Raw genomic sequence first — 14660 nt, forward strand, 5'->3', positions numbered from 1 at the left:
TGTTTCCGTACCGTCAGCCGGAGTACCCGGCGAAGATCTTCGAAAATTCGTACGGCTGCTGGGAAATATTGGTGCACTTGTACAACGGCCCGCTGCACGCGTTCGCGTCGCGGCCGAGTTCCCAGAACGACAGCATTCCCATGTGGACACTCTGCGCGAAGCTCACCACCGCGCTGGCGTCCTTCTGGTAGAAGATCTCGTTCTGCGAATCGTTGACGCCCAGCATCGGCGTGAGACCGACCTTCTGCCAAGCGTCCGCATCGGACAGTCCGAGCGCCGATTTCAGTTGCGCCTGCGTGGATTGCGCCGCCTGGATCGCCTTGGCTCCCTGGTCGCCGGAGCCCTGGTAGTAGTCCATCGCCATCACGTTGACCAGGTCGAGGTTGACGCCCGCGTCCCGCGCCGAGGTCACGACGTTGAGCCCGTCCGAGGTGAGCCCGGTGGGAAGCACCGGCAGCGTCAGCGAAATCTTGAGGCCGGGGTTGTCGTCCTGCACCTTTTTCAGTGCCTGGGAACGGAGTTTGATCGAACCGGGGTCGGCGACCGCCGCGCCCTCGATGTCGACGTCGATGTACTTGAGGTCGTAGGCTTTGATCACCGCCTCGTACTCGCCGACCAGCGAATTGACGTCGCCGCACGCCTGGGCGAGTTCGACGCCGGAAGCGCCGCCGAAGGAGACCTTGACGTCCCCGCCTGCCGCGCGGATCTTCGCGATTTCGTCGGCCTGCCAGCCCTGCCGGGGGTCGTAGGCAGCGAACCAGCTCGCCTTGCAGGCGGCTCCGGTGACAAAGCCGAGGGTGAAACTCTTGATGCCGCTCTGCTCGGACATCGACGACAACACGGGCGACGGCCACGCGCCCATGTCCACATAGGGCGCGAGCGCGATCGACGAATTGCTCGCCGCGGCCGCGGTGCTTTGCGGCGCCGCGAGTCCGGCGACGGCCAGCAACCCGCCGAGCGCGGCGGCCAGTTTCCGGGGGGAGGGGAGACGCATGGGTGGAACCTCCACGGTGAGGACCGAGGGGTGGTGAACCCCTGTCCAAATGGTATAGACCAATAACCCCGTGGAGGCCATACGCCATTAGTAGGCTGATCCGTCCCGCTGAGCGGGAGTCAGCGGTCCGCGGCGAGCCGGTACCGCAGGTCGACCGCCAGTGCGGGATCCCCTCCGTGCACCCGGTCCCACCGGACCGGTTTCCCGCCCGGGTTGTCGAACAGCCGGACGCCGGACCCGAGCATCACCGGCATGAGATGCACGAGGAACTCGTCGACAATTCCCAGCTCAACGCACTGCCGCGCGATCTCCTGGCTGTGCAGCTCAAGATCTTTCCCCCTCGCCGCGGCGAGTCCGATGGCGACCGCCTTCCGGACGTCGCAGTCCAGAAACGTGACCCCGTCCTCGGCCGGCGCGTCCTCCGGATGATGAGTGAGCACGAAAACCGGCCCGCTCCACGCTCCGCCATACGGCTGCTTGGCGACCTGACCGGGCACGCTCGCCACTAATGCGTCAAAGCCCCGCCGCCCGCCCAGAATCGCCCCGACCCGCGCGATGGATTCCTCGTGCACCCCCGGCGTGACGTGCACGCCCGACATCCAGTCCATCGCATGCCCGTCCGCGGCGACGAATCCGTCCAGCGACATCGCGACGTGCCACAACACCTTGCCCATGAGTCCTCCTCGATCTTCTCGATACGAGGTAGACCGGCAGTGCGGCGAAAACTCATCGGTCCCCAGCGGATGGCCAGGACTTGCCTTCTGTCTTGGCTTGCCCGCCGTGCGGCTTCGGTCCGGCCGCCCCCTTCCCGACCGGACCGAAGCCGCCGCGCCGTCACTTCTTCCGCGCCACCAGCACCGTGTCCCGGACCATCGTCTCCGCCCCCACCGCGGCCCGCTCCCGGACCTCCGCGGCCACCGAAGCCCACGACTGGTCCAGCGTCTTCGCGACCTCCTCGGCGGTGAACATCATGTCCGGCATGTGCGGCCGTCCGGCGTGGACGTCGGCGGGGTCATGCCCCACCACGAGCAGCGTCCCGCCCGGAGCCACGGCGTCCGCGAGCCGCGCGAACGCCACCGTCCGGGCTGCCGACGGCACATGCAGGAAATGCGACGTCACCAGGTCGAACTTCGACTCCGGCAGCCACTCGGCCAGGTCCGCGGCGACCCACGTGATCCGGTCCGCCACCCCGAGTTTCGCCGCCTGCGCGCGCCCGCGTTCGACAGCCGTCGTGGAGAAGTCGACCGCCGTCACGCGCCAGCCCTGCTGCGCGAGCCAGATCGCGTCGCCGCCCTCGCCGCAGCCCGCGTCCAGCGCGTGACCCGGTTCCAGGTCGCGTGCCTCGGTCACGAGCTGATCGTTCGGCCGTCCGCTCCACATCTCGTCCCGCGAGCGATACCGCTGCTCCCAGGAACCGCGGTCGAACGGCGGCGGATCGGCCTGATGCTGGTTGGCCCGCGCGACCTCGCGCTCAAGCTCGTGCGAGAACGGCATTTCCCGCTGCCGCACGGCTTCCGCGGCCTCCTCCTGGACCAGGTCGCCGTTGATCGCCGCCCCGGCCGTCAACCCCGCCGCGGCCGAAACCACGACCTGCGCCCGCATGTCCGCGACGTTCCCCGCCACCCACAATCCGGGCACGGACGTCCGGCCGGTCGCGTCCGAGGGAATCTGCGTGCCGATCACGAACCCGTCGACCTCCACCGGTTCCGGCTCGATCCCGAGCGGCGCGAGAAAGTCCGCCCGCGTCCTGGCCACCGCCGCGACCGCCAGCGCCTCGCGCGCCACCACCTCGCCCGATTCGAGCCGGAGGCCGGTCAGCTGGTCGTCCTCGGCCTCGACCGCCGCGACGACGCCGTCCACGATCCGGATCCCGCGGGCCAGCAGCGGAGCCTCGTCGAAATCCCCGTGCGTGTGCCGGAAAACGACGACGTCATTGGTCAGCTGCCGCCACATCAGCGCCTGGTGCACGGTCATCGGCCCGGTCGAGAGCACGCCGACCGCCCGGTCGCGCACCTCCCAGCCGTGGCAGTAGGGACAGTGCAGCACGTCGCGGCCCCAGCGGGCCGCCAGCCCGGCGACCTCGGGAAGCTCGTCCACGAGACCGGTCGCGACCAGCACCCGCCGCGCGTGCGTGCGCCGTCCGTCGGCCAGCGAGATCTCGAACCCCTTGTCCCCGCGGGAGATCGAGGTCACCGTCTGCGCGACCACCTCGCCGCCGTACCCGGCCAGCTCCGCGCGCCCGAGCGAAAGCAGCTCGGCCGGCGGCGTGCTTTCCCGGGCAAGATAGTTGTGCACGTGCCCGGCCGGCGCGTTGCGCGGTTCGCCGGAATCCACGACCAGCACCGACCGCCGGGACCGCGCGACCGCCACCGCGCCGCTGAGCCCGGCCGCGCCGCCGCCGACCACCACCACGTCGTACTTCTCGTCCACTGCTTCCTCCTGTAGTCCCCGTGCCATCGGACTATCCGGAGAACGAGCCGACTTGACAAAGTTCTTTGCCGAAGTGGCAAATTGAACGGCATGAGCGAAGACGACGAGGGCCTCGGCGACGTCCTGCACGCGGTCGGCCCGAGGCTGCGCGCCCTGCGCAAGCAGCGCAACGCGACGCTGACCGGGCTCTCGGAGACGACCGGGATCTCGGTGAGCACGCTGTCGCGGCTCGAATCCGGCCAGCGCAAACCGACCCTGGAGCTGCTGCTCGCCCTGGCGCGCGCCTACCAGGTCCCGCTGGACGAACTGGTCGGCGCGCCCCCGGCGGGCGATCCGCGCCTGCACCCGAAACCGTTTGTCCGGCAGGGGCGGACCTACCTGCCGCTCACCCGGCGTCCGGGCGGCCTGCGCGCCTACAAGATGATCCTGCCGCCGGAGCGGTCCGCCGAACCTCCCGATCAGCGGGTCCACGAGGGGTACGAGTGGATGTACGTCCTGTCCGGGCAGCTGCGCCTGATGCTCGGCGACCACGACGTGATCCTCCGGCCGGGCGAGGTCGCCGAATTCGACACGCACGTGCCGCACTGGTTCGGCAACGCCGGAACCGAGGTCTGCGAGATCCTGGCCCTTTTCGGCCCGCAGGGAGAGCGGTTCCACGTGCGTGCCCGCCCCTCCTCTTGACGCATACCCATATCGGAATATGATTGGCGCATGGCACGGGCAGCGACCACTGCGGACGTCTTCAACGCCGTCGCCGAACCGCGGCGCCGGGAAATCCTGGACGTCCTCGCCGGCGGCGAACGTCCGGTGAACGACCTCGTCCGCGTGCTGGGCTTGGGGCAGCCGCAGGTGTCGAAACATCTGCGGGTGCTGCGCGAGGTCGGCGCGGTCGAGGTGCGAGACGAAGGCAGGCAACGCCTTTACCGGCTGAACGGCCGCGCCCTCAAACCGATTCATGATTGGGTGCGCCGCTACGAACGTTCTTGGGAGGAACGGTTCGAATCGCTGGACGCCGTGCTGGAAGAAATGGGCGAGACCGAGGAGGAAAACCATGACCGACACGACGACCGGCACGGCGAAGGTGACGCTGCCCGCTGACGACCAGATCCTGATCACCCGGGATTTCGCCGCCCCGCGCGACCGGGTCTACCGCGCCTGGACCACTCCGGAGCTGGTGAAACGCTGGTGGGCGGGCAAACGGGGCACCGTGACGTCCGTGGACATCGACCTGCGAGTCGGCGGCCAATGGCGCTACGTGATGATCGCGAACGGCAGTTACGAGGTCGCCTTCCATGGCGAGTATCGGGAAATAACGCCTAATGAGCGTCTGGTCCACACGGAGGTCTACGAAACCCCGGGCGCCTTGGACGTGGAAGCCCCGGTTGTCACCGTGACCTTCGCCGAATCGGGCGGCCGTACGACGGTGACCATGGTGATCGAAACGCACACCAAGGAACTCCGCGACACCATTCTGGAATCCGGCATGGAGGTCGGCATGCAGGAGTCGATGGACGCGCTGGAGGAAGTCGCGGCTTCGCTGGATTGAGCTGGTCTGGTTTTGGCCCGTCGTCTTCCGTCGTCTTCCGCCGCCTCGGCGGGGGAAGACGACGGGTTGCCGTGATTCAGCCGTACGAGTAGAACCCCTCGCCGGTTTTGATCCCGAGTTTGCCCGCCTCGACGTACGTGCGCAGCAGGTCCCGCGGCCCGGCGGGCAGGTGCGGATTCTCGTCGGCGTAATGGTTTTCGATGTCCAGCACCACGTCGAGGCCGACCTGGTCCATCATCTGGAACGGCCCGTACGGCAGATGCCAGTTGATCTTGAACATGCCGTCCACGTCCTCCGGCCGGGCCACCCCCTCCGCGACCACGGCCAGCGATTCCCGTTTGATCGCCGCCCACACGCGGTTGAAAATGAAGCCGACGCTTTCCTTCCGCGCCTCGAACGGATGAATGCCGAACTCCGGCAGCACCCCGAGCAGAGTGTCGAGCACGGTACGGCCGGTCTCGCCGTCCGACATGAGGTCGACCGCGTTCGCCGTCGGCGGCATGTAGAAGTGGATGTTGCACAGCCGCGATTTGTTGCGCACTTTCTCCGCCATCATCCGCGACGGATACGACGAAGAGTTCGTGGCGAAGATGGTGTCGGCGGGTGCGGCTTCGTCGATTTGCCCCCACAGCGGGATTTTGATGTCCAGCCGCTCCGGCACCGCCTCCACGACCAGCCACGCGTCGCGCAGCGCGTCCTCGATCGACGCCGCGTCCTCAACCCGGCCGACCTCGCCGCTGCCGCGTTTTTCGAGCAAGACGGGCAACGTTTTCGCCACGTACTCCGCCGCCTCCGCGACCTGCTCGGCGTTCGGGTCGCTGATCCGCACAGTCCCGCCGCGCGAGGCGAACATCAACGCGATGCGCCTGCCCAGCGTCCCGGCACCGAACACGGTGACCGGCCGGTCGCGGATCTGGTCGAATGTGTACGCATACGGCATGGCGGGCTCACCTTTCGATCTTGAGCCTAGAAGACCACCCGTCCGCACCCGCCGCAATTCCGCGTCCACTGCTGGGGGACGGCTGCGTAGAATGCGGCAGTGGCCGATGTTCGCGAGGTTCGCCGTCTCTGTTACGACTTCGCCCGGCGAACCGGCGGAACCTTGACCGACTTCCGCGTCCCGGTAGTGACGCCGAACTTCTGGCAGGCCGTCATCGAATATCACGACCGCACGATCTCGGTCGTCGCCGCCAACGACGCCCCGGTGCTCACGATCGTCCGGCCTCGTTCGCTCGACTTCGCGCCACTGCGGGAATCGGGGCCGCTGGAGTTCGTCGACGAGCCGGAACTGGCTGCGGTGCTAGCCGAAACAGAGCAGTTTCGGGTGCTCACGCCAGCAGAACTCGAACGTCCCTTCGTCGCCGAAGACTGGCCGCATCTCACTCGATCCGACATCTCGTACTGGAAACCGGCGACGGTCGGCGAAGCCCTGTTCAATTACTGGGACTGACCTCCCGTACGCCGGACAGCGGAAAGGTGCCGCCGCCGGAGATCGTGACGGAGCCGGTGAACGCGTCCCCGTCGACCGTGCCGGTCACGCTCACCTCGAAGCGGACCGGATCAGTCACTACCGCGGTGAAGGCGACCTTCCGGCCGTCGGATGTTCCCGACACGATGGGGACCGTGATTTTCAGCTGAGTGTCGAAAATGGAACCGGACACCGCGGTGCCGTCGGTCGCGAGGTCGAGGAGCAGGTCTTTGCTTCCGGCGGGATGGATGAACGTGATCTTCCAGGCGCCGTCCGGACCGGTTTTCCCGCTGGCGGGCCCGGTAGTCCGGTCCGGGCGGGCGACCGCCGCCGGAAGTTCGCCGAGCGCCGGTTGCCCGGGTTTGACCGGGACGCCCGCCGAATTCAGGAACCCCGCCATCATCCGGTAATAGCCGACGAGGAACAGGATCTCGATGATCTCGGCGTGCTCGCGGGTCGCGGCGAGAGCCGACCAGGTTTCGTCGGACACAAAGACATTCGCGCACAGTTCATCGACGGCGCGCAGCACTGCGTCGTCCTCGGGCGGCCAGCTGGCATCCGGGTCGGAGAGAGCCGTGATCTCCGCTTCGGTTGCGCCGCCGCCGAGCGCGGCGGGCGCGTGATTGGCCCATTCGTACGGCGCGTCACACCGGAGCGCGACGCGGAGGATCGCCAGCTCGCGGATCCGCGGATGCAGTTTCCCTTGGCTCAACAGGTAAGCGCCCAACGCGCCGGACGCCTGCAGCACTTCCGGCGCGCGGGCGAGTACCTGGATCACGGTGTCCGCGCCAAGTTTCGCCAGCTTCTGGTGTTCGGGATCCATTTCGCCGAGTTCGAGCGGCGGGATGCGGGGAATCGTCGCGTGCGGCATGTCAGTTTCCTTCCGCGGGCAGCCGATCGAGCGCCGCCTGCGCTTCGTCGAGGGTGAGCAGCGGATGGGAGTGGATGTCGATCAGCGCGCGGGCCAGGAGGTTGTCGCCCGCTGGGCTGAGGATGTCGACTCCGGCCGCGCGGGAAATGTGCTGATGCAGCACGGTGATCGACAACGCCATCGCGGTGCCGATCGCGGCGCGGACCTTGGGGTCGACCGTCGGCGGATCCGGCCGTTGCCGATCAGCGGCGACAAGCCGGCGCGCGCCGAGTTCGACCATCTCGTCGAACAACGGCGCGACTCCGCCCTCGACCAGGGCCCGGACGAGGTAGTCCCGATACGGGCCGACCGCCATTCGCGCCGCTGCAACAGGATTCGCGGCTGTGCTGGCAGCCGGATTTTCCGGCACCTGGTCGTCGAGTTGGCGCAGGAGCTTCGTCAGGTGGGCGTCACACGCCTCGCGGAGCGCCTGTTTGGAGCCGAAATGGTGCCGCACCAATCCCAAGGACACCCCGGCTTCCATGGCAATGCCTCGGATCGTGGCGCGCTCGAACCCGTGCTCGCCGAAGTGCCGCATCGCCGCGTCGCGAATCCGCGCGCGTGCGGTCAGGTCGTCAGGGTCGGTCACGCCGCCACCGCTATACGCATGAACAGCAGGCTATACCTGTGTATAGCCGCCACGCTAGGGATTAACGGTGCAAGGACCCCGTCGTCCTCGCTCCGACGCTGGTCAGAACTGCTTTTCGCCCCCGTCGACGTAGAGGTTCGCGCCGAGGATAAAGCTGCTCTGCTCCGACGCGAGGAACAACACCGCGTCGGCGACCTCGCGCGGCGTCCCCATCCGGCCGAGCGGCACCCTTGCTGCGAAACTCGCCCGCGCTTCGTCGACCTGGTCCGCGCCGACCGCCTTCTCGAGCACCGGCGTGTCGATGGTGCCGGGCGAAACCACGTTGACCCGGATGCCGCGGTTCTTCAGTTCGTTGGCCCAAGTCCGGGCGTAGGAGCGGATGGCGGCCTTCGACGCCGAATACGTCCCGAAAGACGCGACGCCGTCGTCCGCGCGGACCGACGAGTTCAGGATCACCGACGCGCCCTTGTTGAGCAGTGGCAACGCTTTCTGCACGGTGAAGAGCGTGCCGCGAACGTTGGTGGCGAAGACCTGGTCGAAGTGTTCTTCGGTGGTCTCCTCCAGCGTCGCGAAGGATCCCGCTGCCGCGTTGGCGAAAACGATGTCGAGCCCCTTGCCTCGGGCGCGAACCGTGTCGTAGAGCCGATCCAGGTCGGCGAGGTTGGCGATGTCGCCCGGCACCGCGGTGGCCGAGCCGATGGTCTTCGCGGCGACGTCCAGCGCGTCCTGATTCCGGCCGGTGATGAAGACGTGCGCGCCCTCGGCGGCGAGCCGCTCCGCGGCAGCGAGGCCGATCCCGCTGCTGCCGCCGGTGACGACCGCTGTCTTGCCTTCGAGCTGTCCCATTGCTGACCTCCGAATATTTCGGTACCGATCGGTACTAAACGCGACGGTAGCACTTCTGGACCGATCGGTACCGAAGAGGTACCCTCGCGAGATGACCGGTCAGGACAAGGCGTCGCCTCTCGGCAGGCCGCGCGGATTCGACGCCGACGAGGCGCTGCGGCGCGCCATGCTGGTGTTCTGGGAGCAGGGCTACGAAGGGGCCAGCCTGGCCGACCTGACCGGAGCCATGGGCATCACGAAAACCAGCATGTACGCGGCTTTCGGCAATAAAGAGCAGTTGTTCCGCAAGGCTTTGGCGCTCTACGACGAGGGCCCCGCCTCCTACGGTCCGCGGGCGTGGGCGGAGCCGACTGCCGCCAAGGTGGCCGCCGCGATACTCAACGGTGCCGTCCGGGCGACGACCGATCCCGGCTGTCCGCCGGGCTGCCTGGGCGTCCAAGGCTCGTTGGCGGCGGGTGAATTCGGCCATCCCGCACGCGACTTGCTGGTCGAGTGGCGCAATGCCGCGCGTCGAGCTCTTGAGGAGCGATTCCAGCGAGCCGTGGACGAGCACGATTTGCCGCCAGACGCCGACGCGGCAGGGCTGGCTCGCTACGTCATGACGGTCGCGTTCGGAATCGCCGTCGAAGCGGCCAGCGGGGCAAGTCGTGAAGAGCTGCAGGAAGTCGCCGACACGGCCTTGCGGAACTGGCCTGCCTGAGTCTCAGCGGTTGCAGTAAAGGTCCACCGCGATGGCCATGCGAGCGCGGAACTCGTCACGGGTTTTCGCGTCGTGCTTGATGCCGATCGCAGTGCTGATCAGCGTGCCGGCGACGTCGGCAGGGGAGCGGCCGCCGATCGCCTCGACGACCAGGGCGCGGAACTGTTTCGGGTATTCGGCCGGCATGGTGCCGAGCAGGTCAGGGTTCGAGTCGATCAGGACACCGATCTCCGCGGCCAGCGGTCCGACATAGCGTCCTGCCCAGTGGTCGAACGCCTCGATCAGCCGCTCGCGCAGCGGTTGCCTCGCATCGGCGAGAGCGAGCCGAGCTGCCTCGACACTGCCCTCAAGCGAATGCTGAACGGTGGCGCGGAACAGCTCCGGCTTGGACGAAAAGTAGAAGTACAGGCCGGGACGGGAAATGTCGGCGGCCTTCGCGACGTCGTCCATGGACGCCTTGCGGTAGCCGTAGCGCGCGAACACCTCCAAAGCCGACTCCAGTACCTGCGTACGCCGATCGCTGCCCATAGACGCACTATACAACTTTGGTTCAGTTCGTATAGTTCGAAGGGTGCCTCAACAAAACCTGATCCGCACCGCCTTCGACGCCGCCAGCACCGCCGATGACGTTGTCGCAGGCCTGAACCTCGCTGGCATGCGCGCCGTCGTCACCGGTGCCACGTCCGGCCTCGGCCGCGAAACAGCCCGCGCGCTCGCCTCTGTCGGCGCCGACGTCACCCTGGCCGTGCGCAACACCGCCCACGGCAAGAGCGTCGCCGACGACATCACCGCGTCCACCGGGAACCGCGCCGTCCGCGTCGCGCACCTCGAACTCGCCGATCTCGCCACCGTCGCCCGCTTCGCCGAGAGCTGGGACGGCTCGCTGCATCTGCTGATCAACAACGCCGGCGTCATGCGTCCGACGCTGGGCCGCACCCCGCAGGGCTGGGAACTGCAGTTCGCGACCAACCACCTCGGCCACTTCGCATTGGCACTGGGCCTGCGCGACGCCCTAGCCGCCGGGGCGAATCATCGAGGAGCGGCCCGGATCGTCACGGTGACCTCCGGCGCGCACATGTACTCACCCGTTTTCTTTGATGACCTCCACTTTACCCGGCGCGCCTACGACCCCCAACTGGCTTACGGGCAGTCGAAAACGGCCAACTCGCTGTTCACCGTGGAAGCGACCCGCCGATGGGCAGCGGACGGAATCGTCGCCAACGCGGTCAACCCCGGCGGAGTTTCCACTGGCCTGCAACGGGATTTCACCCAGGACATGAAGGATCACCTAGATCGGCTCGAAGCCGCCGGGGTCTTCGCGTACAAGACCGTCGGACAAGGCGCGGCCACCGCTCTCGTCGCCGCGACCGCTCCAGAATTCGCCCATACCGGTGGTCATTACCTGGACGATGGCAACGAAGCCGCGACAGTGCCCGACGACGTCGAACTCGCGGGCAACAGCCACGCCGTCAAACGCTGGGCACGCGACGGGCTGGCCGCACGGCGACTGTGGGAGCTGTCCCTCGACCTGGTCCGGCAACGCTGACCGGGCTATCCAACACGGTCAGCGCAAAGCAGGTTATTTGTTGCCACAAGGCGACCTCCCTGAATTGCCCGGCCAGTTTCCGCTAGGTTGCCGCCGTGGACACGACAGACGGGGTCGCGGATCTGTGGTTGTCGTTGCGAGTAGCGGACGCGATGGAACACGGCACGGAGCGGACCGCGCTGCTAGCCGACGCGGTACGCACGGCCGACCGGCTGCGAGAACCGCGGGCCGCGTTCCGGTCCCGGCGAATGCTCGCCGACGCTCACCGGCTGGACGGGCGATGGGACCGGATGCGCAGCCTGTTCTACGAATGTCTCGACGCGTATGACCAGCGCAGGTGGCAGTTCGACCGGGACGACGAGGCCGAACTGCTGGGCTGGTACGCCTGGGTGGTCGAATGCATGGTCGATTTCCCCGACCTCAGACTCGCGGAAATCCGTGCCGCGCTGAAGGGAGTGGAACGCCGGTACACCGCCGCCGGCCTGCCGTGGCACGAGGTCTACTCGGCGCAGCGCGGGGTCGCCGCGCACCTCGGCGACTGGACGGCTGCCAGCGAAGCCCATCTGCGCTGGGTCGCCACCGCCCCGACCGACGTCGACGACCGATGGCTCGACGTAGCCACGATCGACCACTACCTGTGCCAAGGGGAAACCGTGCAGGCACGGAAGATCGCGGCCGCGATGCTGGACGATCCCGTGTCGTCGGACGAACCGATCGTGCTCGCCCGCTGCCTGATGCTGCTGCCGCTGGCCAGCGCAGGCGAGTGGGAACTGGCGGCGCTGACCTTCCGCCGCATCCGCCGCGGCATGTCCGGCGAGTTCTATTCGCTGGAACACCTGGGCCGCGTCATCGAATTTTGCGGCCTGACCGGCAACGCGCTCGCAGGCATCGACTGGCTGGCCGTGATGGAAGGTTTCGAGGCTCGGAAACGGCCGTTCGCCACCATGGAATTCGCTGCCTCCGCCGCGGTGCTGGCCAGCGCGCTGGTCCGCGCCGGCCGCGGAGACACCGTGCTCGATCTAGGGCCGGACGACCCGAACACGCTCCCGTTGCGAGCACTCGCCCGCCGAATGCGCCGGCTCGCGCTGGATCTGGCAGAACAGTTCGATCGCCGCAACGGCAACGCTTTCCAAAGCGAACGGATCCGCACCCGCCTCGCCGCCGAGCCGATCACCGGCTTCCTGCCCCTCGAACCGACCAGCCGCCCGCCGCTGAATTTGCTGCCGCCGTCCGGACTCTCCGACGAAGACCTGCTCACCCGCGCGGAATGGCACGACCTGCGCTGCGAGGCAGACGAAGCGCGAGCCTGCCTGACCGTCGTGTCCGACGACCTCCCGCCGTACCTCGACGCGCGACTGGTCGAGTTGCGCGCGAAATTCTTCCAAAGCGAGGAAACCGAACCAGCGCTGCGCTATGCCATCGACATCTACTACCAGCATGGCGATCAGCCGCGCGCCCTCCTCGCCGAATGCTGGCTCAGCCTGTGGACGGCCTACACCGGCCGCCCCGACGAAGCTGTCGCGAGCGCCGTGGCCGCCGTCGAACAACTGCGCCGCTCCGGTGACGACACCTCTTGCGCCTGGGGCGAATACTGGCTTGCCTACCTCTTCGCCAGCCAAGGCGCACACGCCGACGCACTAGACGCACTGACGCGCGGCCAACGACACGCCGGGGCCGCGTCAGACCATCTGGCCCTAGGCACACTTTTGATTCTCGACACGACGCTACGCCCCGCGCTCGCCACCGCGACCGCTGCACTGGATGCCCTCATCGCCGCCCGCGTGCCGGAAAAAGCCTTGGAAGCATTGGAACAACTCACGCACCACGATGGCTACTTGGAGGTCGTTGAGAACATTCTAGCCGCCCCGCCCGTCGGCATGGCCCGCCTGATCGGGCGATTGCGCTACCTACGCGCTTGCTCGCTGCACGACCCCGCGCACTCCGTCGACGACTTCACCGAGGCCATCGGTCAAGCCGCCTTGCGCGGCGAGGACACCGCCGAACAATGGCACCAGCTGGCCCAAGCCAACCACGCCGCCGGCCGATACGAGGACGCCGTCGACGCAAGCCAGCGGGCCGCCGAACTGCTCGACCCCCAAAGCGACGCCCGCGACCAGGCCAGCTACCTGCTCGCCGACAGCTACCGCCACCTTGGCGACCACCGCGCGGCCCTCCGCGAGTATCGCCGCCTAGCCGACGGTGATGGTTCCCTCGCGGCTCAAGCGTTCGTCGCTGGCACAGCTTTGCTGGAACAACTAGGCATCACCGACTGGCCAACCTGACACGCTCCCGTTTTCGCCCCTGGACGGCGAAACCACCGCCAGCGCGAACTCCATCCGAGAACTTTGGCCTTTCCGCGGCGGCGTCACCCCGCAGGTCAGGCAGTCGGCCGCCCCGCCCCCGCGTAGTCGTCGCCCGGCTTCCGATACGGATGGACCTGCACCGCCTGCCCAGTCTGCGGCGCGTCAATCATCTGCTGGTTCCCGATGTAAAGCCCCACGTGATGGATCTTCGCAGTGGGCGCACCGTAGAAGATCAAATCGCCCAACTGGGGTTCGCTCACATGGGCAACGCTGCGGAACTGCGTGTCCGCCGTCCGCATCAGCTTGACGTCAGCGCTCGCGTAAGCCGCGGTCGTCAGACCGGAACAGTCGAAACCGGGGTCGGCGTCGCGAGTGCCGTTGCCGCCCCAGACGTACGGCAACCCGATCTGGTCGATCGCGAAGTCAACCGCAGTGAGCACAGCCGGGTTGGGCGGCTTATCGCTCTGGCCCACCGTGCCGTAGACGTTGGTCGTCGCAAGCGTCCGATGCAGGACGACCGGTGCCGGCTCCAGCGTGGCGACCCCGTTCCACCAGTCCGTCGCCAAATCGCGGCCATTCGCACAGAGCGCTCGCCCGGCCGTGAGCGCCGCGTCGTCGATGTTTTGAATGTCCGGCTTCCCGCCGGACGCACTGCGCTGCCACTTGCTCCACACCGCGGGGGAGAGCTGCAACGGCCCCGCCGCCCCCGGCGTCGAGACGGTCCGGTGGTAGAAGTCGAGAACCTCCACCGTGCCAAGGGGTTTCGCGAGAGTCCCGTTTTCCCCGACTCGGTTACCCTGCGCCCGCCCGTGATCGCTGGCGATCTTCCCGATCGCAGCGAGAGTGATCCAAGACAGGTGACAGTCAGGCTGTTCCTTGCTGAGCGTGACAGTCGCCTGCGCGTACCCGTTCATCGCCCGCAACGGAATGTCGAGCCACTGACTGGTCCGCGACGCCCACGCCCCGAACTCCCCAGCCTTCGGCACCCCAGGCTGAGCCGGAACCACCGACGTCGGCGCAGAAGAAACCGTCTTCGAGGGCACCGGGGCTAGCGACGATGTCGCCGCAACGTTCCCGGAATTCGCATCACTGGCACCCCCACCCGGCAAGACCCGCACCGCGACGACCAACGCCGCAACGACCACCACCACGGCTGCCAACGCCACCACGGCCCGTCGATTCCGCTGGAGAAAACCCTCCCTCGCCGGACGCGCGCCCCCTTCTCCACCCGACGACTGGGACCCGTCGCCATTCAGTGGCGACACACTGGCCGACGACGATTCGCCGTTGAGTGGCGACGTGCTGGTCGGCTCGAGCGCGTCGCCGTT

General features: G+C 67.6%; 16 protein-coding genes. 7 read left to right on the forward strand and 9 right to left on the reverse strand.

From position 1 onward, the window contains the following. Positions 1–13 precede the first annotated feature (13 nt). From ACWGIC_RS10565 to ACWGIC_RS10575, 3 genes are all read right to left on the reverse strand, one after another. Complete coding sequence (locus ACWGIC_RS10565) at positions 14–994, reverse strand: chitinase (RefSeq protein WP_452075639.1); 981 nt, start codon at positions 992–994, stop codon at positions 14–16. Positions 995–1113: 119 nt separating this feature from the next. Next, a complete protein-coding gene (locus ACWGIC_RS10570) occupies positions 1114–1668 on the reverse strand; it encodes a dihydrofolate reductase family protein (RefSeq protein ID WP_452075640.1) in 555 nt (184 codons plus the stop codon). A gap of 160 nt (positions 1669–1828) precedes the next feature. Then, a complete protein-coding gene (locus ACWGIC_RS10575; protein ID WP_452075641.1) occupies positions 1829–3451 on the reverse strand; it encodes a methyltransferase domain-containing protein in 1623 nt (540 codons plus the stop codon). A gap of 63 nt (positions 3452–3514) precedes the next feature. On the opposite strand from ACWGIC_RS10575, the gene ACWGIC_RS10580 reads away from it, so the two are divergent. From ACWGIC_RS10580 to ACWGIC_RS10590, 3 genes are read left to right on the forward strand one after another with little or no spacing between them, the layout of a single operon-like run. Continuing rightward, positions 3515–4105 carry a helix-turn-helix domain-containing protein gene (locus ACWGIC_RS10580; protein WP_452075642.1) on the forward strand — a complete coding sequence of 197 codons (591 nt, stop codon included), beginning with the start codon at positions 3515–3517 and terminating at the stop codon, positions 4103–4105. Between the two features lie 30 nt (positions 4106–4135). After that, positions 4136–4522, forward strand: a complete 387-nt coding sequence (locus ACWGIC_RS10585; RefSeq protein WP_452075643.1) for an ArsR/SmtB family transcription factor — start codon at positions 4136–4138, stop codon at positions 4520–4522. Continuing rightward, positions 4476–4970, forward strand: a complete 495-nt coding sequence (locus tag ACWGIC_RS10590) for an SRPBCC family protein (RefSeq protein WP_452075644.1) — start codon at positions 4476–4478, stop codon at positions 4968–4970. The genes ACWGIC_RS10585 and ACWGIC_RS10590 overlap by 47 nt, the downstream gene beginning before the upstream one ends. A gap of 76 nt (positions 4971–5046) precedes the next feature. Here the strand turns inward: ACWGIC_RS10590 and ACWGIC_RS10595 are convergent, their stop codons facing one another. Further along, positions 5047–5910 carry a 3-hydroxyacyl-CoA dehydrogenase family protein gene (locus ACWGIC_RS10595; RefSeq protein WP_452075645.1) on the reverse strand — a complete coding sequence of 288 codons (864 nt, stop codon included), beginning with the start codon at positions 5908–5910 and terminating at the stop codon, positions 5047–5049. A gap of 99 nt (positions 5911–6009) precedes the next feature. Between ACWGIC_RS10595 and ACWGIC_RS10600 the strand changes: the two genes are divergently transcribed. Next, on the forward strand, positions 6010–6420 hold the full coding sequence (locus ACWGIC_RS10600) for a hypothetical protein (protein WP_452075646.1): 411 nt from the start codon (positions 6010–6012) through the stop codon (positions 6418–6420). Here ACWGIC_RS10600 and ACWGIC_RS10605 read toward each other — a convergent pair. From ACWGIC_RS10605 to ACWGIC_RS10615, 3 genes are all read right to left on the reverse strand, one after another. Then, positions 6404–7309: a carboxymuconolactone decarboxylase family protein gene (locus tag ACWGIC_RS10605; RefSeq protein ID WP_452075647.1), complete on the reverse strand. Its 906-nt coding sequence runs from the start codon at positions 7307–7309 to the stop codon at positions 6404–6406. The two genes, ACWGIC_RS10600 and ACWGIC_RS10605, sit on opposite strands and share 17 nt — an antisense overlap. Before the next feature lies 1 nt (position 7310). Then, positions 7311–7937, reverse strand: coding sequence for a TetR/AcrR family transcriptional regulator (locus tag ACWGIC_RS10610; RefSeq protein WP_452075648.1), 627 nt, complete (start codon positions 7935–7937; stop codon positions 7311–7313). 102 nt (positions 7938–8039) lie between these two features. Further along, on the reverse strand, positions 8040–8783 hold the full coding sequence (locus ACWGIC_RS10615; protein WP_452075649.1) for an SDR family oxidoreductase: 744 nt from the start codon (positions 8781–8783) through the stop codon (positions 8040–8042). 91 nt (positions 8784–8874) lie between these two features. On the opposite strand from ACWGIC_RS10615, the gene ACWGIC_RS10620 reads away from it, so the two are divergent. Next, positions 8875–9483 carry a TetR/AcrR family transcriptional regulator gene (locus ACWGIC_RS10620; protein ID WP_452075650.1) on the forward strand — a complete coding sequence of 203 codons (609 nt, stop codon included), beginning with the start codon at positions 8875–8877 and terminating at the stop codon, positions 9481–9483. A gap of 3 nt (positions 9484–9486) precedes the next feature. Here the strand turns inward: ACWGIC_RS10620 and ACWGIC_RS10625 are convergent, their stop codons facing one another. Beyond that, positions 9487–10011, reverse strand: a complete 525-nt coding sequence (locus tag ACWGIC_RS10625; protein WP_452075651.1) for a TetR/AcrR family transcriptional regulator — start codon at positions 10009–10011, stop codon at positions 9487–9489. 43 nt (positions 10012–10054) lie between these two features. Here ACWGIC_RS10625 and ACWGIC_RS10630 point away from each other — a divergent pair, with 43 nt between their 5' ends. Together ACWGIC_RS10630 and ACWGIC_RS10635 are read left to right on the forward strand one after the other, a co-directional pair. Then, positions 10055–11029, forward strand: a complete 975-nt coding sequence (locus ACWGIC_RS10630) for an SDR family NAD(P)-dependent oxidoreductase (RefSeq protein ID WP_452075652.1) — start codon at positions 10055–10057, stop codon at positions 11027–11029. Between the two features lie 95 nt (positions 11030–11124). Then, positions 11125–13311 (forward strand): tetratricopeptide repeat protein, encoded by a 2187-nt coding sequence (locus ACWGIC_RS10635; RefSeq protein WP_452075653.1) that lies wholly within the window; start codon positions 11125–11127, stop codon positions 13309–13311. Between the two features lie 95 nt (positions 13312–13406). On the opposite strand, the gene ACWGIC_RS10640 is transcribed toward ACWGIC_RS10635, so the two are convergent. Further along, complete coding sequence (locus ACWGIC_RS10640; RefSeq protein ID WP_452075722.1) at positions 13407–14501, reverse strand: C40 family peptidase; 1095 nt, start codon at positions 14499–14501, stop codon at positions 13407–13409. Between the last annotated feature and the right edge of the window lie 159 nt (positions 14502–14660).

This window comes from Amycolatopsis sp. NPDC054798, from assembly GCF_053611505.1.